This is a genomic window from Bradyrhizobium sp. GCM10028915 (genome assembly GCF_042666195.1).
Lineage (GTDB): Bacteria > Pseudomonadota > Alphaproteobacteria > Rhizobiales > Xanthobacteraceae > Bradyrhizobium > Bradyrhizobium canariense_D.
In genome coordinates this window covers 63,548-83,569 of sequence record NZ_JBHTFN010000065.1, presented here as the reverse complement: position 1 = coordinate 83,569, position 20,022 = coordinate 63,548, and the positions used below count along the sequence as shown (strand labels likewise).

The 20,022-nt window shown below is 58.3% G+C and carries 20 protein-coding genes and 2 pseudogenes; 16 read left to right on the top strand and 6 right to left on the bottom strand.

The features are described from left to right. Positions 1-1,098: 1,098 nt before the first annotated feature. The 3 genes from ACFQX9_RS30205 to dctA all read left to right on the top strand — a co-directional run bounded on the left by ACFQX9_RS30205 (position 1,099) and on the right by dctA (position 4,815). A complete protein-coding gene (locus tag ACFQX9_RS30205; RefSeq protein WP_377791375.1) occupies positions 1,099-1,614 on the top strand; it encodes a hypothetical protein in 516 nt (171 codons plus the stop codon). A gap of 151 nt (positions 1,615-1,765) precedes the next feature. Further along, a complete protein-coding gene (locus ACFQX9_RS30200; RefSeq protein ID WP_377791374.1) occupies positions 1,766-2,980 on the top strand; it encodes a TlpA disulfide reductase family protein in 1,215 nt (404 codons plus the stop codon). 539 nt (positions 2,981-3,519) lie between these two features. Beyond that, positions 3,520-4,815, top strand: coding sequence for a C4-dicarboxylate transporter DctA (dctA, locus tag ACFQX9_RS30195; protein ID WP_377791592.1), 1,296 nt, complete (start codon positions 3,520-3,522; stop codon positions 4,813-4,815). A 1,358-nt stretch (positions 4,816-6,173) separates the two neighbouring features. Here the strand turns inward: dctA and ACFQX9_RS30190 are convergent. Then, positions 6,174-7,176, bottom strand: a pseudogene (locus tag ACFQX9_RS30190) (IS110 family transposase). A gap of 141 nt (positions 7,177-7,317) precedes the next feature. Between ACFQX9_RS30190 and ACFQX9_RS30185 the strand changes: the two are divergent. Together ACFQX9_RS30185 and ACFQX9_RS30180 are read left to right on the top strand one after the other, a co-directional pair. Next, positions 7,318-8,866: pseudogene (locus ACFQX9_RS30185) on the top strand (ISL3 family transposase). A gap of 154 nt (positions 8,867-9,020) precedes the next feature. Next, positions 9,021-10,058: a hypothetical protein gene (locus ACFQX9_RS30180; protein WP_377791373.1), complete on the top strand. Its 1,038-nt coding sequence runs from the start codon at positions 9,021-9,023 to the stop codon at positions 10,056-10,058. Here ACFQX9_RS30180 and ACFQX9_RS30175 read toward each other — a convergent pair. Continuing rightward, on the bottom strand, positions 10,055-10,300 hold the full coding sequence (locus ACFQX9_RS30175; RefSeq protein WP_085359719.1) for a helix-turn-helix transcriptional regulator: 246 nt from the start codon (positions 10,298-10,300) through the stop codon (positions 10,055-10,057). The two genes, ACFQX9_RS30180 and ACFQX9_RS30175, sit on opposite strands and share 4 nt — an antisense overlap. A 151-nt stretch (positions 10,301-10,451) precedes the next feature. On the opposite strand from ACFQX9_RS30175, the gene ACFQX9_RS30170 reads away from it, so the two are divergent. The 8 genes from ACFQX9_RS30170 to ACFQX9_RS30135 all read left to right on the top strand — a co-directional run bounded on the left by ACFQX9_RS30170 (position 10,452) and on the right by ACFQX9_RS30135 (position 14,541). Then, positions 10,452-10,715, top strand: coding sequence for a hypothetical protein (locus ACFQX9_RS30170; RefSeq protein ID WP_377791372.1), 264 nt, complete (start codon positions 10,452-10,454; stop codon positions 10,713-10,715). Between the two features lie 76 nt (positions 10,716-10,791). After that, positions 10,792-10,971, top strand: coding sequence for a hypothetical protein (locus tag ACFQX9_RS30165; RefSeq protein WP_377791371.1), 180 nt, complete (start codon positions 10,792-10,794; stop codon positions 10,969-10,971). Between the two features lie 3 nt (positions 10,972-10,974). After that, the gene (locus ACFQX9_RS30160; protein WP_377791370.1) at positions 10,975-11,595 is read left to right on the top strand and encodes a hypothetical protein; all 621 of its coding nucleotides are present in this window, start codon (positions 10,975-10,977) and stop codon (positions 11,593-11,595) included. 97 nt (positions 11,596-11,692) lie between these two features. Further along, entirely contained in the window at positions 11,693-11,842 is a 150-nt protein-coding gene (locus ACFQX9_RS30155; RefSeq protein WP_377791369.1) for a hypothetical protein, read from the top strand. Then, on the top strand, positions 11,839-12,570 hold the full coding sequence (locus tag ACFQX9_RS30150) for a hypothetical protein (RefSeq protein ID WP_377791368.1): 732 nt from the start codon (positions 11,839-11,841) through the stop codon (positions 12,568-12,570). The genes ACFQX9_RS30155 and ACFQX9_RS30150 overlap by 4 nt, the downstream gene beginning before the upstream one ends. Next, entirely contained in the window at positions 12,567-13,049 is a 483-nt protein-coding gene (locus ACFQX9_RS30145; RefSeq protein WP_377791367.1) for a hypothetical protein, read from the top strand. The genes ACFQX9_RS30150 and ACFQX9_RS30145 overlap by 4 nt, the downstream gene beginning before the upstream one ends. Next, complete coding sequence (locus ACFQX9_RS30140; protein WP_377791366.1) at positions 13,042-13,389, top strand: hypothetical protein; 348 nt, start codon at positions 13,042-13,044, stop codon at positions 13,387-13,389. The genes ACFQX9_RS30145 and ACFQX9_RS30140 overlap by 8 nt, the downstream gene beginning before the upstream one ends. 672 nt (positions 13,390-14,061) lie before the next feature. Next, positions 14,062-14,541 carry a DUF488 family protein gene (locus ACFQX9_RS30135; RefSeq protein WP_377791365.1) on the top strand — a complete coding sequence of 160 codons (480 nt, stop codon included), beginning with the start codon at positions 14,062-14,064 and terminating at the stop codon, positions 14,539-14,541. Here ACFQX9_RS30135 and ACFQX9_RS30130 read toward each other — a convergent pair. Continuing rightward, a complete protein-coding gene (locus ACFQX9_RS30130; RefSeq protein ID WP_377791591.1) occupies positions 14,492-15,235 on the bottom strand; it encodes a hypothetical protein in 744 nt (247 codons plus the stop codon). The two genes, ACFQX9_RS30135 and ACFQX9_RS30130, sit on opposite strands and share 50 nt — an antisense overlap. 267 nt (positions 15,236-15,502) lie before the next feature. On the opposite strand from ACFQX9_RS30130, the gene ACFQX9_RS30125 reads away from it, so the two are divergent. Then, the gene (locus ACFQX9_RS30125; RefSeq protein ID WP_377791364.1) at positions 15,503-15,913 is read left to right on the top strand and encodes a hypothetical protein; all 411 of its coding nucleotides are present in this window, start codon (positions 15,503-15,505) and stop codon (positions 15,911-15,913) included. Positions 15,914-16,110: 197 nt separating this feature from the next. Then, positions 16,111-17,739 carry a DNA methyltransferase gene (locus ACFQX9_RS30120; protein WP_377791363.1) on the top strand — a complete coding sequence of 543 codons (1,629 nt, stop codon included), beginning with the start codon at positions 16,111-16,113 and terminating at the stop codon, positions 17,737-17,739. A gap of 108 nt (positions 17,740-17,847) precedes the next feature. On the opposite strand, the gene ACFQX9_RS30115 is transcribed toward ACFQX9_RS30120, so the two are convergent. The 3 genes from ACFQX9_RS30115 to ACFQX9_RS30105 all read right to left on the bottom strand — a co-directional run bounded on the left by ACFQX9_RS30115 (position 17,848) and on the right by ACFQX9_RS30105 (position 19,394). Further along, entirely contained in the window at positions 17,848-18,255 is a 408-nt protein-coding gene (locus ACFQX9_RS30115; protein WP_377791362.1) for a hypothetical protein, read from the bottom strand. Between the two features lie 9 nt (positions 18,256-18,264). Next, positions 18,265-18,408 (bottom strand): hypothetical protein, encoded by a 144-nt coding sequence (locus tag ACFQX9_RS30110; protein WP_377791361.1) that lies wholly within the window; start codon positions 18,406-18,408, stop codon positions 18,265-18,267. A 524-nt stretch (positions 18,409-18,932) separates the two neighbouring features. Further along, positions 18,933-19,394, bottom strand: coding sequence for a DUF4145 domain-containing protein (locus ACFQX9_RS30105; RefSeq protein WP_377791360.1), 462 nt, complete (start codon positions 19,392-19,394; stop codon positions 18,933-18,935). Positions 19,395-19,633: 239 nt separating this feature from the next. Between ACFQX9_RS30105 and ACFQX9_RS30100 the strand changes: the two genes are divergently transcribed. Next, a complete protein-coding gene (locus tag ACFQX9_RS30100) occupies positions 19,634-19,936 on the top strand; it encodes a hypothetical protein (protein ID WP_377791358.1) in 303 nt (100 codons plus the stop codon). Positions 19,937-20,022: the final 86 nt, after the last annotated feature.

Genomic DNA, 20,022 nt, shown 5'->3' with positions numbered 1-20,022 from the left:
CGGATCGATGAACGAGCACTTGTAGTTGGGTCCGATATATTCCCTCTCGGCGTCATCAAAGAAGATCCGAGCCGCACCATGAGACTCCTCAGGTATGATCAGGAAAGCGGCGTCCTCTTGTATAAAGTTTAGGTCGCCGACGTGCCACCACTCTCGTTGCCATTCGAAGAAGTAGGTGGTTTTGCCTGGTGCCTAGCTGGCAGCCGACCACCTCGAACCCTCGCTTTCGCGAGCGTGAGCCGATTCTTTCCAAATCGGCCAGACACTTTTCGAGGTTATCCTTGGCTTCGCTTAAAGGCCTCTTCGTCTCGCCCAGTCGCTTGAAGTCAGGTTTCACCGGGCCGGCACCCACCGCGCTTAAGTGATGGCAAACAGTCGTGAGATCGCTCGACATACGCCTCGAGAACGAAAGCTATATTTTCGAGCGGCACTAGCCCCGAAAAAAAGGTGTTGGATACAGTGTCGTCCTGGCCGGTCGGCGCCTCGACCTTCACCTCGACGAGCGGGACTAGGACATCGCGATTGTCACGCGTAGCTCTGCCCATTCTTATGTAAGTCCTGTCGCACGTTGGGTTGTATGCAGGACCGCGGCGAGGCGCGGTGTATTCGGTCGCGCGCGTGAGCTGGTGCGCTTGGTATGAGGCGCATCACTCCCACAGGAACGACGCCGGTCAGTTCCCGTTCGCGCGATCACGGCGCGAGCGCGCCATCTAGATTGCGCCTGCGCCTGTTTTTGGGCTGGCAACTTTGCCGATTTCAAGCAAGGGTGCAGGCACCATCCGCGAAATCGCTCGTCTGTCGGCGACCTGACTGTCTAGAGGAACAAGAGACTACGAGAGGTCTGGCGCGGTGAAGTCCGCCGTTTCTTTCGTTCGGTACGCCAGACTGCGACACAGGATGTCCCCGCGGTTGACGCGGCATGCGGTTTTTCGGCCCTTTTGTCATGCGGCATCGCAGGGCGATCCATCCGTTTCGACCGGACCCCAGACCACGCGAGCAAGTGCGGGCGGTGTGCAGTCGCAGAGATAAGCAAGCTGGAGTATGCAGAGTGGCGGCGAGCGCCGGAAAAAACCGAGCTCAAGTCGGAATGAAGCTGAGGTGGACGCGCAGCTGAGCCCAAGCGAAGCTCAGCGGACCAGAAAGATAACGATTCAAGGTTCAGACAGCATTTTCCAGCGACTTGAAGCCGCGACTGACCGCCCGGGGATGCGCGAGAGCCTCGTCGCCCAGGCGGCTCTTGAGCGCTTTCTGGATCGGGCCGCTTATGGACGTTTTGTTTACGCGGCCATCGATCGGAATGAGCCGGTGCTCAACTTCTGCATTTCGGGTGGGCTTTTCTCGTCCAGTACGGGACGGGGTGAATTCTCGAGCAATCGCCGGCAAAGGAAGGACACTATCCCACAATCCCCTTGGCTCAAAAAGTTAAATTGGAAATCTCAGATCGCACTCAAGCGCAAGTCGAGGCCAAAGCAGGTCAGTTCACGTCGTGATCGCGAGCGCCGAAATGGTCGTCCTGGAAGCCGATCAGGACGTGGATGGGTGAACTCGACCTTGCGCTGCCTGACTTTCCTCCTCGTCGCTCAACAGGCGCGTCAAGAACCTCCGACCGACTGATTGCCTGAGAAGCTCCAAGCAGCTGGTCGGATATGCGACATGCGTCGCAAGCTCGACAGAAATGATACAAAAAATGCGTAATTTCAATGAGCGCTGGCTGGCATGCGACTTGCTATTTTCTCCGCAGAGCCAGGTAAAGCGAATTTGAGCAATGACCAGTCTGACTGAGAGCGCAAGTCAAGTCGGTGCGGCGAACCTGCTGAGCGTGGGTTCGCGGGCCCCCTCGATCAAAGTGGAGAACTGGCTACGCGGCCAGCCGGTTAGAAAGTTCAAACGTGGGAAAGTATATATCCTCGAATTTTGGGCGACGTGGTGCGGGCCATGTATCGCCTCGATGCCAAATTTGGTGGTCCTGCAAGACAAACACAGGAGCAATGGAGTTGAGGTGGTGGGCATCGCGGCTCGCGAACAAGCTTCGACGGCGGATGAAGCGCGAGCCAGCCTGGACGCCTGGTTGACGAAGAGCCTCCCAAATCTGAACTTCGCGATCGCATTGGACTGCGCCGGAGAAATGAACAAGCTTTGGATGGATCCCAGCTTTTCTGTCGGGATTCCCACGTCATTCGTCGTTGACCGTGACGGCCGCATCGCCTTTATTGGCCATCCGACGCAGCTCGATCATGCCTTGCCCAAAGTTCTGAACGGATCCTGGGCAATGAGCGACGAAGCCAAAGCGCTGGATGCGGAAAGGATAAACATGGGCCGACGCAGAAAGCGTGAACTATCGCAGAAGAGAGCTCTGGTGGAGCCGATCTTTGCCAGACTTGAGCCCGCCATGAAGAGAAAGGATTGGCGGACAGCCCTTTCAGCTATCCAGGAGGCCCTCGCGGCGATGCCGGACGAGGTCACCTTCCGTGGGCTTCACGCGGAATTGTTGCTTCACAAGATACGCGACCTGGGGGCTGGCCTGCCGGTGTTGCGCCAATTAGTTCGCGACGCGATCGAGAAGAAGTCCGTGGTTTGGATGAGCGTCGCGATTCGCCAACTGTTCGACCCCGCGAAAGACTACTCCGATTTTCCACATGCGGAGCGCTTTGCCATGGGCAAGGAGCTCTCCGAACACATCCTGGCGGCGAATCCGCCCCGAGGCAGCGACGGCGCGAAGTTCCTGTCGTATGGGGCGGTCGCTCAGTACTATTACGAGACCGGTAAGCGGGACCGCGCGATTGAATTGGTCGAGGTGGCGCTTAAGTGGCTGGATGCAGCGCCTGCCTCTGATCTAGCGAAACGGGACGTCATGCAGTGCTCTCTCCAGGCTTTGGCGAGCTACAGGAGTGAGAAGCTCTCTGCCGAGGAGTGCTGTTCAGCCCCGCAAAACACGGCTCTCGAAAAACCGGAACCGAGATCGCCAAGGGAGGCAGCGTGAGCAATGCTGCTTGGCATGTCTTTTCGGCCTCGTGGTTTTGCGATCGAAATCGGAGCCTCTTGGGAATGTCGGGCATTCACATGAAGTGAGGACAGGAGGCACGAGCCGGTGAACGCAGGCGAGGCCGCACCACCATAAGTTCTAGGGCGAATGTTTCCTCAAGGTTGGTCGCGCTCCGACGCGATAGCGGCGAGAGTGCCTGCTGAAGTGAAGAGTGGCCGGCGGCTGCTAAGATTGGCGTCCTAGAAGATGCTGGATGGCATCTTCGAACAACTAAAAAGATAGAAATGGGTGGTGACGCTGATGCTTTCCAGCTCTCAAAGAAGCTTTCTCAAGTTTCTATCGCTGCTGTCGGAAGCGGTTCAGAACTTCGTTCCGCTTGGCCAGCAAGCCGATTCGGGAGAGCCGCCAGTCCGTGGCTCTGGACTGTGCTGTTCGGAGCCGTCAGATTCCCCTGCGCCCGCCAGTGAAGGAACACTGAGCGAAGCTGTACCTTCATTGAGCGCCCTCTTTGCGAGCACGGCGCCGGGTCGAGCATGATGTACAATCAGCGCCAGCGCCGCTCTGTCAAAGCCGCCGCCCTGTTCCGGAAATCTGGGCCCTGGTACAAAGTGCTTTACGTCCAGGTACTCATAGCGATCCTGATTGGCATTCTCGTTGGCTGGCTATGGCCCGCTGTGGGGACGAGTAGCTGGATCAAAGCGCTTGGTGATGGGTTCATCAAGCTGATCAAGATGGTGATCGCGCCGATCATCTTCTGCACTGTTGTCTCCGGAATTTCGCATGTTCAGGATGCTCGAAAGGTCGGCCGAGTCGGCGTCAAGGCGCTACTTTACTTCGAGATCGTATCAACCTTCGCGCTCATCCTGGGTCTTTTGATGGGCAATCTCGCTCAGGTCGGTCATGGGCTCGCTCCCAAGGGGGATGCCGCGGCCGTAGCCAACTACGTCAAGACGGCGGAATCGCAGAAGACGGTCGATTTCCTCCTCAATATCATTCCGGATAGTGTAGTTGGCGCCTTGGCCCGAGGTGACGTGCTCCAGGTGCTACTGTTTGCCATCCTATTCGGGTTCTCGCTGATGGCGCTTGGGGAGGGAGGTGAGCGGATGCGCGGTCTGGTTGACGATGCTGCACAAGCGGTGTTTGGAGTCATTAGGATCGTAATGAAGGCAGCGCCAATCGGGGCGTTCGGCGCCATGGCCTACACTATCGGCGAATTCGGACCGTCCGCGCTCGGTAAGCTCCTCGGATTGGTTGCCCTGTTTTATGTGACAGCCGGGCTCTTCGTGATCATTGTGCTTGGCCTGATCGCGCGCTTGGTAGGCTTTTCTATTCTAAAGTTCATCAGGTACATCAAGGATGAGCTGCTGATCGTGCTCGGAACATCGTCATCCGAAAGCGCGCTGCCGCAGTTAATGGAAAAACTGGAACGGCTCGGCTGTTCGAAGGCGGTCGTTGGCCTGGTGGTGCCGACAGGATACTCTTTCAATTTGGATGGGACGAACATTTACATGACGTTGGCGACCTTGTTCATCGCGCAAGCGCTCGGGGTCGATCTCAATTTCGGCCAGCAGCTCACGATACTCATTGTGGCGATGCTCACCTCGAAAGGCGCAAGCGGTGTCACCGGTGCCGGCTTTGTCACCCTGGCCGCGACCTTGACTGTGGTCAGTCCTGAACTTGTCCCTGGCATTGCGATCGTATTCTCGATAGATAAGTTCATGAGCGAGGTGCGTGCGCTTACCAACATCATCGGGAACGGTATTGCCGCGGTGTTTGTGTCCTGGTGGGAAGGTGAACTCGATAATGTTTCGCTACACGCGCAGCTCAAGTAGGTGTGCGAGCGCAGCCCGGCCCTGCGACGGCCAATGCGGTCGCCAACAGAATGCTGCGGGCCAGCAAAGTCGCAGTTCAATGTTGTCCGGGAGCGCCCAGCGAAAGATGTTGAGATACCTTGTTGCACTTGCGGACGAGAAATCACGCCTTGAACTCCTGCATTTTGCGTTCGCAATTATCGTGCAGTAGTCGGCCCGCCTGTTTGGGAAGAAATGGTCCTGCAGGGAGGTCGAGTCGTTTTCAAAACGAAATCGAGTCGTTCTTAAAGCGGAAATCGAGTCGTTTTCAAAGTGTCCGCACATCCTTGAAGATATTAGTGGGCCCGGCAGGACTCGAACCTGCAACCAGACCGTTATGAGCGGGAAGGGGTCCTCGAAACAGGCTGAAAATGCCGGGGAATTCGAGGACGAGTGATGGCGTTTGTTCGTGTTTGGTTGCGCCGTAGTATTGGTTATTGATTTGGTTGGAAACGCCGCCAGTAGCGGCTCATCAAGTTCGCATTGGCTCGGGTACCGTACTCGGTTTAGCTAATTCGCCCGTTCGATTCCACGATTGATATTGCCAAGGCTGAATCATCTCCAGCGTGGTAATTCGGGGAGAGAACTTAAGTGGCTTGCCGAGGCTAATTTCATCTAAGCGTGGCAAAAGCAGCGGCACGAATTGCTCCGGAATGAAAAGCCAAGGCCGAACAGGCCAGTCCTTATTGAGATGAGAGTCGCGCGTTATCGCGCTGCAGACCTTATCCCAATCGTCGTGCCATCCCCTTAGCCGCTTCGTCAAGCTCGGGAGCCCTTTGCTGTAAGATATCTCACAAAGGAATATTGTCTTGTCTCTAAAATCTACGCCGACTGCGTCACAGTACCAATGCAGACCGCTGGTATCGGGATTGGCGCCCTCGTTTAGCTGAATGCAACATTCCGTATTGAGAAACATCGCTCGATCAGATCGCAAGTAATGCGTCATAACAGTTTCGTAGTAGTCCATGCTTTTGCCTGCCTAATTCAACGCCATTAGCGACTACTTCTATCATCAATCCGGCAGCGCACGCCGGTTTTTCGCGTGTCAATCGGCTTGCAAATTTGGCTCTGACTCATATGTGGAACGGCCCGGGCTGCAAGATCTTTCTCTGGTTGAACAAGGGATGACGGTGCGGTCATATGTTCGGCCTGTGAACGCGGCGCCTGGCCGCTGGCCACGATGATATCCGCGGAAGCAATCGCCCAATCAATTTCTCGCGCTCGAAGCGCAGTGAGTCAGGCGGTCTGATTGCTACCGGGAATGACGTCATTCGGGGTTCATCCAGATTTGCACCTTGCCTCCTCGGCAGCGTTCTTCTTCCGCCGGAGAGCTCTTGAGATTAGGATTTCAGCATTGCGGCCGGCGCCTGATAGTTGCCGCCTCTGACCAGCAAGGCCCAGATCGTGCGCGCAATCTTATTAGCGAGCGCGACCGATACGACCTTGACCGGCCGTCTTTGCAGCATGGTCCGAATCCAGAGTGGGACTTTCAAGCCTCGTTTAGCAAGCTTGATGATAGAGGTCGCACCAACGATCAGGAGCGTCCGTAGTTGCCGATTTCCGCGCTTTGATATCGCGCCGAGCCTTTCTTTCCCGCCGCTCGACTGTGCCCTCGGTGTGAGCCCCGTCCAAGCCGCAAAATCTCGTGCAGTCGCAAAATCGCGAGCATCCACGACGGATGTCCGAACGGTAGCGGCGATGAGAGGACCGACACCCGGAATGCTCATCAGACGCCTTGCATCAGGGTCCTTTCTGACGGCAACCAAAATCTCTCTGTCGAGCTTCTCTATGCGGGTTGTAAGCAGCTCAATCTGTTCAGCGAATAGGATCAGGGCAAAGCGGGCGGCGCCGGGAATCCTATTGTCTTTTTCGTCCCGGAGAAGCACCAGGAGTTTTGCGATGCTTGCCATGCCTGTGCCAGCGATAATGCCCAATTCGGCCATATGGGCACGCAGGGCATTTGCAGTCTGGCTGCGCTGCTTCATCAGCATCTCTCGCGTTCGCAAAATCATGCTGGCTGCTTGTTGTTCGGCAGTCTTCACGGGCACGAACCGCATTGTCGGGCGGTTGACCGCCTCACAAATGGCTTCAGCATCCGCCGCGTCGGTCTTGTTTCGTTTGACGTAAGGCTTCACGTAGGCTGGCGGCATCATGCGGACAGAGTGGCCCAACGCCGCTATCTCGCGTGCCCAGTGATGGGCACTCGCACAGGCCTCCAAAGAAGGGCAGAACCTGCGATCGCCGCAATGTGCGACGAACCAAGACTTTCCCGTTTTCGGCGATGCCGTGAACTTGAAAGATCGACTTGGCCAAATCCAAACCCACTGTGATAATCTTCTCCATGGAACGGTCCTTCGTTTGTGGCGCCTCTCTACGCGACCACGTTAGGCACTTTTGATGCCGGTTCGAAGGGCCGTTCCACACCATCACTTTTGATGAAGTTCAAGCGTCGGCTCGCGTTGGTTTCACAAAGGAATCAATATGATGCAGCGAGCCCTACGTCCGTCGGCCTTGGTCCCTCGCGGATTTGACGTGGAAAGCGCTTTTTGTGATGGCGCTACGACCGTGATCACCATACGCGCCACGAGGGGGACGAGTCTCTGTCCCAGCTGCGGGACCAGTTCTGGGCGGATCCATAGCCGATATCAGAGGCGCCTAAATGACCTGCCGCTGGCGGGGCGGCAGGTTCGCCTGGTGGTCGTGGCGCGCCGCTTCCGCTGCGTTACTGTTCTGTGCGGTCGGCGTATTTTCACTGAGCGCTTCGACGACGGCGCTCTGGCACCGTGGGCGCGGCGAACGACTCGGCTCGATCTGATCGTCCATCACCTTGGCCTTGCCTTGGGTGGCCGCCCGGCGGCGAGTTTTGCCCGTCGACTTATGCTGCCCGTGAGCAACGACACATTGCTTCGGGTGGTTAGAAAGCGCGGGTGTCCGCCCTTTGCTGCGCCGAGCGTTATCGGCATCGACGATTGGGCCTGGCGGCGCAATCAGCGGTACGGAACGATTATCTGTGACCTCGAGCGGCGACGACCGATCACTCTCTTACCCGACAGAGAGCCAGCCACTGCGCAGGCCTGGCTCGCGGGGCAGCCACAAATCGCTGTGGTCGCGCGCGACCGCGGCGGTGGCTATGCCCTTGCTGTGGCCAAGGCACTCCCGCACGCCACCCAGGTGGCCGACCGTTGGCACCTCATGGAGAACGCCAGCCACGCCTTCCTGGATGCGGTTCGCAAATCCATGTGCCAGGTCCGGATCGCGGTCGGCTCCGCCACCATAAATCCCAACTTGTTGACCGCCGCCGAGCGCATTCAATATGAGGGCTATCTTCGGCGAGAAGACACCAACGCGGCAATTCTCAAACAGGCTGAGACGGGCGTCTCCATAAAGGAGATCGTACGGCTCACCGCGGGGCCTCATCCGCAGGGTATTGCGAGGTCAGCGATCCGACGTGTTCAGGGTGCGCGAGAGCTCGCTCGAGCACTACCTGCCATGGCTCGAAGTTCAGTGGGCCGCTGGCCATTGTAATGGCGCCGACCTTTGGCGTCGCCTCAAGGCGCAGGGATTTAGAGGCTCGGTGCGAGTCGTTGCCGAATGGGCGACACGCCGTCGGCGTGCCGAAACGCCCGATGCTCAGAGCCTGCAGCGGGTACCATCCGCGAGAACGATCGCCCGCCTGATGACCAATGGCCGCGATACGCTATCAAAGTCAGAGACCGTCACCATTGCGGCGATTGAGCAAGGCGTTCCTCTCCTGGTGGAAGCTCGAGAGATCATAGCCACTTTCCATGCGATGATCCGCAAGAAGGCCCACGGAGAGCTTGAACCATGGTTGAAACGAGCATGCGCAAGCCTCGTCATGTCTTTCGCCAATGGCGTCATCAAGGACAAGGCCGCCGTCAGCGCAGCGATCACGACGTCCTGGTCCAACGGCCAGACCGAAGGCCAGATCACCAAGCTCAAACTGGTCAAGCGCCAAATGTACGGACGCGCCAAGCTCGACTTGCTGCAGGCTCGACTAATCGGCGCCACATGACCAGTGCTGCACCAAAATTGCGTCAGAGCCAATATTGCAAGCCGAATGACATATAACGACGTTCAATGAAACGCTGCCCGCCACGGCTCAGCCGAAAGCGTCCCTGATCTATTGGCTGAAGAACCGCCATTGAATTCCGCAACGGAGCGCCGCAATGTTCAACAAACCTTTGGTGATCGTTGTAGGGGCCGGCGCCAGTCACGATGTTTACGGCCTGCCACTAGGTGGCACGTTGGCAGAAAAGATCGCCGGCGATACCGACTTCATGTTTGCTCACTACGTGAACCGACCAACGCGCGGCGATGCCGATCTTTTCGAGCATGTGATCTATCGAAAGTTCCACGGCGATCGTTCAAAGCTTGATCTCTATACGTCGGCCGGACATAAACTTGCAGCAGCAATTGGCTCTGCTGTCTCCGTGGATGATGCACTCTATCAGCTGAGTGATTTTCCTGAGGCCGTTGAGCTTGGCAAAGCTTGCATCATGCGCCGTATCCTGGCGGCAGAGGCGGCCAGCGATCTGAAGATAAAACCGGATCGTGGTGAACCGTCACCAACGGCCGGGAGAGACGGTTGGATTGAGCAGCTATTTTCCCTGGCGATCGCGAACCATCGGCTTGCTGACATCCCGAACGCGTTCAAGCGGCTCACGATCATCAACTTCAATTACGATCGATGCATCGAGCACTATCTTTTTTGGTCCCTTAGGAGGATCGGAGTTCCAACTGATGAGGCGGCAAGCACAGTCGCCGGCCTCAATATATTGCGGCCTTATGGCACGCTCGGTTCGGTCCTGCCGAACTCGAAGTCGTTCCTGCAATTCGGCGCCGATGCAAACTCTTCCGTTTCCCTCGATCTCACGAGCCGAATAAGGACCTTCACCGAAAGCCAGTCGCTTCACGATACCGACCAGCTCGCGGCTTCACTGGAAGCAGCGGCAATGATCATTTTTCTGGGTTTTGGCTTCCACCCGCAAAATCTGAAGCTCCTCGCAATGCCACAGCAACAGACATGGGGCAGCGCCCGCACGATAGCGACGGCCTTCAAAGTGCACGAGGCCAACTTGCCTGAATGGAGAACGGCAATCGCAGAGACAATGTGGATCGAACCTAACCGGATCGAATTTCATTCGATGACGGCTTCGACCGTCCTCAAGGAACTGCGGATGAAGATCAGCATGGCAATCGGCTAACCGGTCGATTTCGCCCTCAGCCTCACGCCTGGCTGGCCGTGGTTCAAGAACTCGATTCCAGCCGCTTCCAACGCCGTCATGATTGCCCTGATCGTATCGAGGCCGCTGGTCAGCATTTCGGCGCCGCGCTTTTCCATCGCACTTACCGTGTTGGGGCTGATGTTCGCTGCAGCGGCAAGCGACGCTTGATCCATCCCCGCAAGGGCCCTTGCGGCCCTCAGCTGGTTTCCCGTCGTCAACATTCAATTGCCCTTCGCATGTGCGCCTAACCTCTACAGTGGATAATTTTGTGGTTAGACTGTGAATATTTCACAGTCAACCGTTGACCGCAATAGGTTGTTGTGGTTACCGTTATACAGTGAATTAAACAGGGTCTATCGGGAGCCAACCCAAATGACTGCCGCCGCCATCCTCCCCACCCTTTCCGATGAGACGACCGGCCGCGCGAGCCTGCCAGTACTCAAGGTGCCGGTTCGCATCGTCACCGCGCGCGCCCAGCAGGCGAACGCACTTCGAGCCAAGATCATGACCGAGGCGCACGCCCGCGCGAAGGCGGACTATGCCGACGAACTGTCGTGCCGGGGACGCGCTCACCACGTCAACCGCCCCTACAGCTATCCGCGACCTCGCGCTCGAGATGCGCAGCGGCTTCGCTGAGGCCCGTGTCGGGCGCACTGGCATGGCGCCGGCTTTCGAGCTCCCCGCGCAGCGTTGGGCATAAGGGGAGGCCTCAATGACGATCATCGAAACCAGCGCCAACCAGTTCTACCGGGTCACCGAGACCGGCGACGCAAACCTCGCTCATGTTTGGAATGGCGTGCAGGTGAAGCGCGTCAAGGGCGGCTGGGCCGACAAGGCCAAGGCCCGCACCGAACTCGTCCGCAAGGTCGGCTGCCGCGTGGTGGAGGGTTGATCGATGCACGCACCGCTGCAATCCATGAAGACCTCATCGCTGATCAAGGTCCCGGCTCGCCTACTTCTCAAGGGCGATGTCACCGGCTCCAACGAAACCGTGCTCAGCGTGAGCGCCGGCGCGCGCACGCCGCGGGGCAAGGTCGAGGTATCGCTCACCAAGGGCGCGCGGCGGCGCACGGCGGTCTGGAACGCCCACACGAACATCGGCGTGCGCCGAGAGGGTGCCGGAGATAATCCGCCAGCCTGCGGAATTAGCTGGGACGAGATCCCGCTTTCCGACCGCCTCCCGAGTTTCCACGAGCTCGCCAACTTCGATGCCGGCGCCGCTTGGGACCGCCTGTCGCTCGAGCAGCAGCGGCAGATCGGGATCCTCTCCCTTCGGTTTGGTACCGTCGGCCAGTGCGAGGGCTATTTCCACGAGACGCTCGATGGCGCGCGCAACGGCTTTTCATCGAGCCACTGGACGCCGCAGGTGCAGGCCACAGCGGTGTGGCCGCGCCTGCATGTCGAGCTGGTCGAGAGCGCAGCACGCGCCGCTTTTGAAGCGCTGTGCGAGCACTTCGACCCGCTCTGGCCCCAGCTGTTCGGCTGGTCGGCCCGAAAGGAGGTGGAGCAACCGTAGGCTTTCCTTCGATCGCGACCAGTTGGGCGAGGGCGGAACCATACCGCTCGGCTGCAAGCGAGAGTTCTTCATCACCCCCTCACATTGAGAGAGCGACATGCGCAACGCGGTAAACACCGCGCGCCAACGGGAACGTGCGTCTGCAAAAAACGAGCAGGCCGTCACCGCCACCGCGCAACTTTCATCCAACGAAGACCTTTCTGGCCACATGCGGATCGACACCATCAACGTGGGGGATTTGCCATGATCACACGCCGCCTCGCCATCTTCCGAATCGCAGCCAGCTCGGCTGTCGCTGCTGCCGCTCCGGCTGTCCTGGCCGCGGGTAAGCTGAAAGCCGCTGAAGATCCGACGCTGATCCTCCTTGGTCGCAGAATGGAGAACCTGGATAGAATCTGCCAGCACCGCAAAGCGGCCAAAACGGCCGCGCGCGCCGCTTACGATCGACTGCGGCCTGATTTGCCGGAGGCGTTGCTAGTCACCCGCTACAGCCGCAACCTGGCCGACAGCGAGCAGGAAACTGATCAGGACGGCAAGCTTGTGTGGCCGTCCGATCCTAACCGTGGCCAGCGATCGCATCACACCGCCAACTACCTGCGCCTCGGGCTGCAGGAGTGGGCTGATCTCGATGAAGATGAGCTCGACGAAGAGGAGCGGGCCGGCCGGGATTACCTCAGGCAACGGCTCCCCCTCGCAGAGCGATACGACGCCGAGCTTCACGCCGCCGACGAGCAAAGCGGCTACACCATGGCTTCCGGCGCGCACGATTTAGCCTGCTACGCGATGGAGAAGCTGGCAAGGCGCATTGCCACCGTACCAGCCCTGACCCCGGAAGGGATCACGATCAAAGCCCAGGCTTATGACGCTTGGATGCGATCGGGAGACGAGAGAGCACAAGATTTTGCCTCGATCATCATGGGGCCTGGCATCATCGGCGACATCTGCCGCGTCCTTTCAGAAGGGGGCGAGGCATGAGCACCCAGCCCCTTCACATTCCAGAATATCGAGCGCTGATGGTGTTCGATCAGGTCCCTGCCAGCTGCATTTTGCAGTTGGTCGGCAACAGCGAAAGCGCGCCGCACCTGCGCCCAGGTGAGTTTGCCGTCGTCGATACTAGCGATACCGACCCGCAACACGGCGAGCTTTACCTGATCCGGTGGATGAGCGGCGGCACCGACATCGTGCAAGCCTTCTGCCGGCCGGGGTTCAATTCCGAAATTGGCCACTACATCGGCTGGTGGACCCGCAGCTTGCGACGGCGCGACTACGATCAGGAAGTCGCAAAGGCCGCCCGCGCGGCCGCACCGGGGGCTATCTTGTCCATCCCCCGCGGCTGCATGGTCGACGGCCCGCGGCGCGAGGAGCAGTTCCGGCAGGCTCTCGTCGGACGCGTCGTTGGGATATATCAGGCGTCGGTCGAACTGCCATTGATCGAGGGACTCCGCCGTGGCTGAGCAAGCAACAGCGGAGGCTGCCAACGCATTCGCGCATGTCTTCCGCGCCAACCTGCCGGTTGAGGTAGCGATTGACGTGCACCGCGCCACCGGCCGACAATGTGCGGCACCGGATGACGAACAGAGCCGAGCCGCAATGCATTTTGCGCTGCAGAGTGTCCTGTTCGCCGCGACGCCAACCGCCGAAGATCTCCGCCGGCAATTGGACTACGTTTCTGCGTTACCCGTTGAAGCGTGGGCCTGGTCGGGAAAGGCTCCGGAGATCGCGCGCGAGGAATGGCTGAGGGGCATCAGCCGATGCCTCACATGGATCACGAGCGACTGGGAAGAGCGATGCTGAATCTTGAGTTGTTGACCGCTGCAGTAGTGGCAGTGGGTGACGGTCGAGGCTTTGTTGTTGAGACACAGGAGCGGTTGGCGCGCCGACTCGTTGTCACCCCGCGCATTGCTTGCCCAAGTTTCCACCTAGTGCAGCGATCAGCTTTACCGGGGAGCGGACCTATCCAGAATTGATGGGAGCTCTCGGGGAGGGCCGCACGATCTGGGCTGAATGCCTGTTCGTCGATCCAATTGGCGACATTGCCGTTCTAGGCTCGGTCGACAATCAGGCTCTTGCGGAAGAAGCATTTGCGTACGATGAGCTTGTCGAAGGTGTCGAGCCTATCCGTGCCAGCAAGGCGCGAGAGGATGAAAAAGCGGCCTACCTGCTTTCCCTCGACTGCGGCTGGGCAGGCGTGCGAGGTCCTCAGCTCGGGTGGTCCCCTATGGTTGCGCGGAGCATGGTTCGGCATCAGAGGAGGGATGTCTGGCTCTCCGATTATCGGCGCCGACGGCAAAGCGCTGGGGGTTGTCACTGCGTCGGGAGGGGCGCCGGGGGCCGTACATACCGAAGGTGGACCTCAGCCGTCCTTGGCGGCAAATCTGCCGAAGTGGTGCGATCTCGTCTGACGAGGCCGTAACGAAATGTAATCATTTTCTTGAGATTCTTGATCGAGTAGAGCAAACAACCGTAATGGCAATATATCTTCAAACGTTCGGCTATGAAGGCCTTACTATTCAGGCGTTCATTGAACGGCTTAAAGCTTCGGGCACTCGAACGGTGGTTGATGTGCGCGCGAACCCATTGTCGCGAAAGCACGGCTTCTCGAAAAAGTCGTTTTCCGCCTACCTCGAGAAGGCCGGCATACTTTACGTTCATGCAGCCGGGGTCGGATGTCCAAAACCTGTTCGGGATCGCTATAAGGTTGATGGCGATTGGTCTGCTTATAGCGTGGGCTTCTTGGCGCATCTGAAGGGGCGTCGCGAGGACGTCGCCGACATTGTGAGCATTGCGAAGCAGGGCCGCGCCTGCTTGGTGTGCTTCGAGGCTGACTTCGAACGTTGCCATCGCAAATTCGTTGCCGAGGCCGCCGCCGCCGTCGGCGGATTCACCGTAGTGCACCTCACAGGTCAAAAAGCGATGGCTGGTCCGTCTGTTCGATCGGCCGCCTAGGCGGATAGATCAGACTGACGATGAGCCACTGTTCTGGGAACCGGTGGATCGTCCCCATTAGGAACATCAAATCGGCAGCAGGCAGCTTGACCGCAAGTTGGTCTCTGAAGGGCTTTTCCCAAGCACTGCCATGCCGGAAAAAACAATTCCAATACAAGGCGCCTGCCTCCCAATCGACGATCTTGTGCCTATATTCGCGATCGACGCCACCCACTGTGCAGACGTAATGATAGTGGAAGTCGAAAGGCAACTTCCTGAGGGTAGTCAGAGTTTTTGCATCTGTTTCGTCAAATAGCCCACCCTGGTGCTGGCTCTGTAGCAATTTAGCTCTTTCCTCATTGGTCCACTCCGGATGTGCGACCGGTGTGATTTCAATGGACCCGACTGTCCGGGGTCGCACGATCCCCAAGGTCGTTCCGGCGGATGCGCGATGAGCATCTAGATTTGCGAAATCATCGAAGACCTTGAATTTGTCAGTCCATTCCCGCCTGGCTTTCCACTTTGCCGCGGTTGGCAACGGTTCACCCAGAAAGCGGACAGTGTCGACAAACAGTTTGTGACTTTCCGGTCTGCGATCGGCGCGAGCTCGATCGATGCGCGCGCGAACCCATTGCCATTTTTTGAATTGCTGAGATCCGTCGATCAGTCGAAACGGCACGGGGAACAGCCGTATCAGAGACCCATCGGGTAGCATGCCGGCCACGCAAGACGTCTCGACGTGCTTCCCACTCGGGGAGGGGTAGGTCTTGCAGAGGATTAATATGTCGGACTCGAATGAAGCCATCGCGATTCCTTCGCGCGGAGGCTATCGTAAAACATAACTACCCCAAAGGGGTACCGGTCGCTCATCCTCAGGCCAATCTCAACAGCAGCGGCGCAACCGACCGTCTGGCGCTTTCCAACCATCAGGGCTAGTTATGCCCGCATCATGCCGATTTGCGCGGACTCCATCCGCCAGGACATGGGCATCGAGATTGTGCCGACGACCGTCGGTCCAGGCAATAATCGAACGTGCGCCGGCGCCACGATCTCAGCTATTTTCGATGCGCACGGGCCCGGCCACCTGACTTTGGTCCTGCGGACGATCACCGAATCGTCGGGCAATGAACGGGCTCTCAAAGCACCGATCATCTGGGCCGTGTCGGACCTCATCGCGGCGCAGCCTGCATGGGCAGACCTGGGGCTTCGTTGGATCGAGGCTTTCGACGATGTCGACTTGCTGGCCCTCATGCGCCAAGCGCAGCCCAACCGGCAGGCCGTCCAGTTGCGGGCGGCGATCTGCACGCTGCTGTTCGAACGGCTATCAGCGGCGTTCGGACGGCCGGAGAAGGGCCCCCGGTCCAGCGCTGAGGCCGGGATAGCGATTGCGTGACTCGGAGCCGTCGACGATGGGGCCCCCTGTAATTTACTCGCTAGTTACCATCCCAAGAATCATTCCGGATGGTTAGGGGAACCTTGTGGGGTTGTGCTGGAAGCTTCGCTCCCGTGTGAGGGCGGGGGTTCAACGTGGCAAGAGTACCGGCGAATAAGCTCTATTTTGGCGACAATCTCACGATGCTTCGAGAGCACGTGAAAGACGAATCGGTTGATCTGATTTACCTAGACCCGCCGTTCAATTCGAACGCCAACTATAACGTACTGTTCGGGGATCAGGGGGGCCGCTCGTCGGAGGCGCAGGCAGAAGCCTTCCGCGATACGTGGGGATGGGGAGAAGCCGCGTCCCTTGCCTATCATGAGGTTGAGAAGGGCGGCGGAGAGACCGCTGTTCTATTAAGCGCCTTGCGCACATGGCTAGGCGAAAGTGGGATGATGGCCTATCTCGCCATGATGACCATCAGGCTCCAGGAGATGCACCGAACGCTTTCGCATAAGGGCTCCTTGTTCCTCCACTGCGACCCCACGGCCAGCCATTATCTGAAATTAATCCTCGATTCCATTTTTGGCCACGACTGCTTCCGGAATGAGGTCATCTGGAAGCGCAAGGCAGGGCGTGGCGAAACAAACAACGCCGCAATACGGTTTGGCGTGAGCCATGACGTCATTCTGTTTTACGCCCGATCGTCGGAGAGCGTTTTTGAACGTCAATACCGGCCCAATAACCCCGACTATATAGCCTCAAAGTTCACGCATGTTGATGCGTCCGGCCGTCGCTTTAGGTTGGACAATCTGACTAGCCCTTCCATGCGCCCAAACTTGAAGTACGCGTATAAAGGGTTTGAGCCACCGGAAAAAGGTTGGGCGGTCTCGCCGGAGACGATGAAGAAGATGGACGCCGAGGGACGAGTTCACTTCCCGGACTCCAAAACAAAACGACTGCAGCGCAAGAGATTTTTAGACGAGCTCCCGGGCGAGACGGTAGATACTCTTTGGGATGATATATCTCCAATTAATTCGCAGGCCCAAGAGCGGTTGGGATACCCGACCCAAAAGCCATTGAGCCTCCTGGAGCGCATAATCAATTCAACAACAGAGCCCGGCGCTACCATTCTGGATCCGTTCTGCGGTTGCGGAACGAGTGTCGAAGCGGCAGAGAAGCTTGGCCGCCGGTGGCTTGGCATCGACGTGACGCATTATGCAATTACGCTTATTGAAAAGCGGCTCGCCCGCTACGTGGGGTGCAACTATGGCGTCTATGGCCGCCCTACCGATGTAGCAGGCGCGCACGATCTCGCCCGTCGTGACAAGTACCAATTCCAGTGGTGGGCGGCATGGCTTCTTGGTGCGCAAACCTATGAATCGAAGAAGGGGGCCGATCGAGGCATTGATGCAAATATCTATTTTGCAAATGGCCCGTATGGGATGGGCCGCATCATTCTTTCGGTAAAAGGCGGGGACCATGTCTCGCCTGTGATGGTCAGAGAATTGTCGGGCGTCGTTCAGCGTGAAGGGGCCAACATGGGCATTCTAGTGACGCTTGCGGAGCCGACGAGATCTATGCAGGCCGATGCGTCGGGCGCAGGCTTTGTGCCTAAGTCAGCCCACGGAAAGTTGCCGAGGATTCAGATCGCGACGGTAGAGCAACTGCTTGATCGTCGATTTCCGAAGCTTCCGCCGCTTCCGCAGCCTGTGGAAATGGTGCCTCGAAGCCGCGCCGCGCGCAATCGCGACCAACTGGAATTTCTCTTGCCCCTTGCCGGCCATGGCGTGTTGACCGATGCTGGTGCCTTCCGAGACCCCCGCTTTATGAAGGTCGGTTAGCTTCGCTATCCGTGAGTGCCGCCGTCTCCGTGGGCTGCGCGTGGGCTACAAAGAGCACTGCGCGTCCCGCGACGCGCTCAGGACCGGTCAATCTGCCCGTCATCCGGTCTAGTGCTTCGTCGAAGGCGTTGACGGATCTGCCCCGGCAGCAACCAGGCTGGTCCCAAGCCCGGAAGCGACCTCCGGCTCCAGCGTTAAGACCTGCTGTGTCGGGTGGCCGTAGTCGACGATCACGGCGACCTTGCCGTCGCCCGTGCGCGTGATGTCGATACTCTGCGGAACGATCGAGTCCAGCCGCTTGATCCGCTCAGTCGGAGCGCCGATCTGGCCTTCGTTGTTGTGCAACTGGCAGATGATTTTCCAGTCAAACCATTGGAGCTTACTTACCGGCAAATAGACGTGCTCCGTCGTGCCCTGAACAACAATGCAGGGTTCCGCCGGCTGCCCAGGGTCGTGCACCAGCATCTCAAATTGTACGTCCTGGATGTAGCACCGATTGATTTCTCTTCCGCTCATTTGGTTCTCCTATCGATCCACGGTCTTCTTGATGCACCAGCCGTCCAGGTAGGAGATGCATTTCAGGGGCTTGGCGTTGTAGATGGCAAGGCCGAGCCAAATGGCGCCGGCGCCGACGGCGAGGGCCGCAGCGATCTTCAGAGTCCGCCTCATCGTTCTCACCTCGCGGCGGCGCGGTTGAACAGATGGGGCACATATCTGTGGCGGTAGCTGAGGCGGTCGATTGCCAATGACCGCGGATCTCGAGCTAAGTGGTTGAAAGCTCTGGTGGGCCCGGCAGGACTCGAACCTGCAACCAGACCGTTATGAGCGGGAAGGGGCGCCCGAAGGATACTGAAAACGTAGATGAATCCAGTGACGACTGACCGTGTTTGTTCGCGTTTGGTTGCGCCGTAGTATTGGTTATTGATTGGTTGGAGCATCGATCGGTACAGATTAATGGCATAGCTTGCTTGCAACGATAAGTCCGCCGAGAGCGCTACTAACGAAGATAAGTAAACCTACCGCAGAGCCATCCGTTTGCGCCGCGCGCTGCCGGAGATTGGACCACCAATATGCGTACGCAAATGTCAGGACGAATGGGAGCAGCGCCCCAGCCCAAGGCACCCACCGCCCGCACATAACGCCCCCTAATTCCTATCCGACAGGTCTAAGGCCGCCACCGAGGCGGCCTCTGCTCACGAGGTAGAAGCCGTTTTGGCAGCCTGGACGCCTCGCTCAACACGCTTGGAAAGAACGAAGAGGAAGAAGCCTAGAGCCTCCGCAAACTCGACCGACTGTCTTGCCTCTTCAGGAGAGACATGCGGCTTCTCCGCATCTGCGTGGCGCGGACGATTAGACCCAAGCCTAACCTCGTGCGCCCAGTCGCCCATTTCCGTAGTCAAAGCGTGCCCCCCAACAGCGGCATCAATGCGTGCGTACAGCGAGCCGTCTACATAGCCTTTGGCCTTCAGCATTCCGTCAACCGCGCTGCCGGCCATGACTGCCGCGGCATCTGGTGCATGCAGTGTTCCGAAGGCTTGCTGTAGAAATGTGCGTGCTGGCTCCGGAATATCCGCGTGAGCGGTTTTTGGCGCAGGGATTACTTCGACGATCTCTGGATTAGATTCTTGCTGATTCGGAGCGCCCTTCGCCAACACGGCACTTCCACAGCTTGTGCAGGCAAAAACGGCCCACACGCTTGCCGGGCCGGGAGTAGCTCGGGGCAGAGGGGTTTGACTTTGCCAGAACTTGTTCAGAACAGGATTGGCTACTCCACAGTGCGGGCATTGCCCCACGACCAATTGATTACCTAACCGAGCCATTTTGCTCTCCGCAACGCACGCGGCGGCTTTTCGCGTGCTCCAACACCGGAATTGCCCGGTCATTCAAGGATACTATGTCTAACAAGCTCGACTTTATCAAATACCTTACCTCAACCCTTACTGCCGCCTCGACCAAGCTGCTTACCGCAGACCCAAGAAACACCGAGACAGCCGGCCGGCTCAATCAGATCGTACGCACGGCAGAAGACAATGTGTCTGACGGCCATTGGGCGCGCATCGCACCGCTCTACGAACCGTTCGCACCTAAACTGCAGTTGGCCGTCATGCACTTGAATGCCGACATCATTGCTGGGCAGAGGTCCGCGCCTGACTTTGACACATACTTCGGCATGCTCGCAGCCGACGTGCAGAATTGATTTTAGGGCGCCCGTCGCGTTATCGGCGGGCTTCCATTTATGACGAGGCTTCCGCAATTGCGCGGCTCACTACCACAAGCAGAAAG

Bases quoted from the DNA above. Each gene is read 5' to 3' on its own strand.
- ACFQX9_RS30200 (WP_377791374.1), top strand. From the start codon at position 1,766: ATGACCAGTCTGACTGAGAGCGCAAGTCAAGTCGGTGCGGCGAACCTG.
- dctA (WP_377791592.1), top strand. From the start codon at position 3,520: ATGTACAATCAGCGCCAGCGCCGCTCTGTCAAAGCCGCCGCCCTGTTC.
- ACFQX9_RS30180 (WP_377791373.1), top strand. From the start codon at position 9,021: ATGTTCAACAAACCTTTGGTGATCGTTGTAGGGGCCGGCGCCAGTCAC.
- ACFQX9_RS30175 (WP_085359719.1), bottom strand. From the start codon at position 10,300: ATGTTGACGACGGGAAACCAGCTGAGGGCCGCAAGGGCCCTTGCGGGG.
- ACFQX9_RS30170 (WP_377791372.1), top strand. From the start codon at position 10,452: ATGACTGCCGCCGCCATCCTCCCCACCCTTTCCGATGAGACGACCGGC.
- ACFQX9_RS30165 (WP_377791371.1), top strand. From the start codon at position 10,792: ATGACGATCATCGAAACCAGCGCCAACCAGTTCTACCGGGTCACCGAG.
- ACFQX9_RS30160 (WP_377791370.1), top strand. From the start codon at position 10,975: ATGCACGCACCGCTGCAATCCATGAAGACCTCATCGCTGATCAAGGTC.
- ACFQX9_RS30155 (WP_377791369.1), top strand. From the start codon at position 11,693: ATGCGCAACGCGGTAAACACCGCGCGCCAACGGGAACGTGCGTCTGCA.
- ACFQX9_RS30150 (WP_377791368.1), top strand. From the start codon at position 11,839: ATGATCACACGCCGCCTCGCCATCTTCCGAATCGCAGCCAGCTCGGCT.
- ACFQX9_RS30145 (WP_377791367.1), top strand. From the start codon at position 12,567: ATGAGCACCCAGCCCCTTCACATTCCAGAATATCGAGCGCTGATGGTG.
- ACFQX9_RS30135 (WP_377791365.1), top strand. From the start codon at position 14,062: ATGGCAATATATCTTCAAACGTTCGGCTATGAAGGCCTTACTATTCAG.
- ACFQX9_RS30130 (WP_377791591.1), bottom strand. From the start codon at position 15,235: ATGCTACCCGATGGGTCTCTGATACGGCTGTTCCCCGTGCCGTTTCGA.
- ACFQX9_RS30125 (WP_377791364.1), top strand. From the start codon at position 15,503: ATGGGCATCGAGATTGTGCCGACGACCGTCGGTCCAGGCAATAATCGA.
- ACFQX9_RS30115 (WP_377791362.1), bottom strand. From the start codon at position 18,255: ATGAGCGGAAGAGAAATCAATCGGTGCTACATCCAGGACGTACAATTT.
- ACFQX9_RS30110 (WP_377791361.1), bottom strand. From the start codon at position 18,408: ATGAGGCGGACTCTGAAGATCGCTGCGGCCCTCGCCGTCGGCGCCGGC.
- ACFQX9_RS30100 (WP_377791358.1), top strand. From the start codon at position 19,634: ATGTCTAACAAGCTCGACTTTATCAAATACCTTACCTCAACCCTTACT.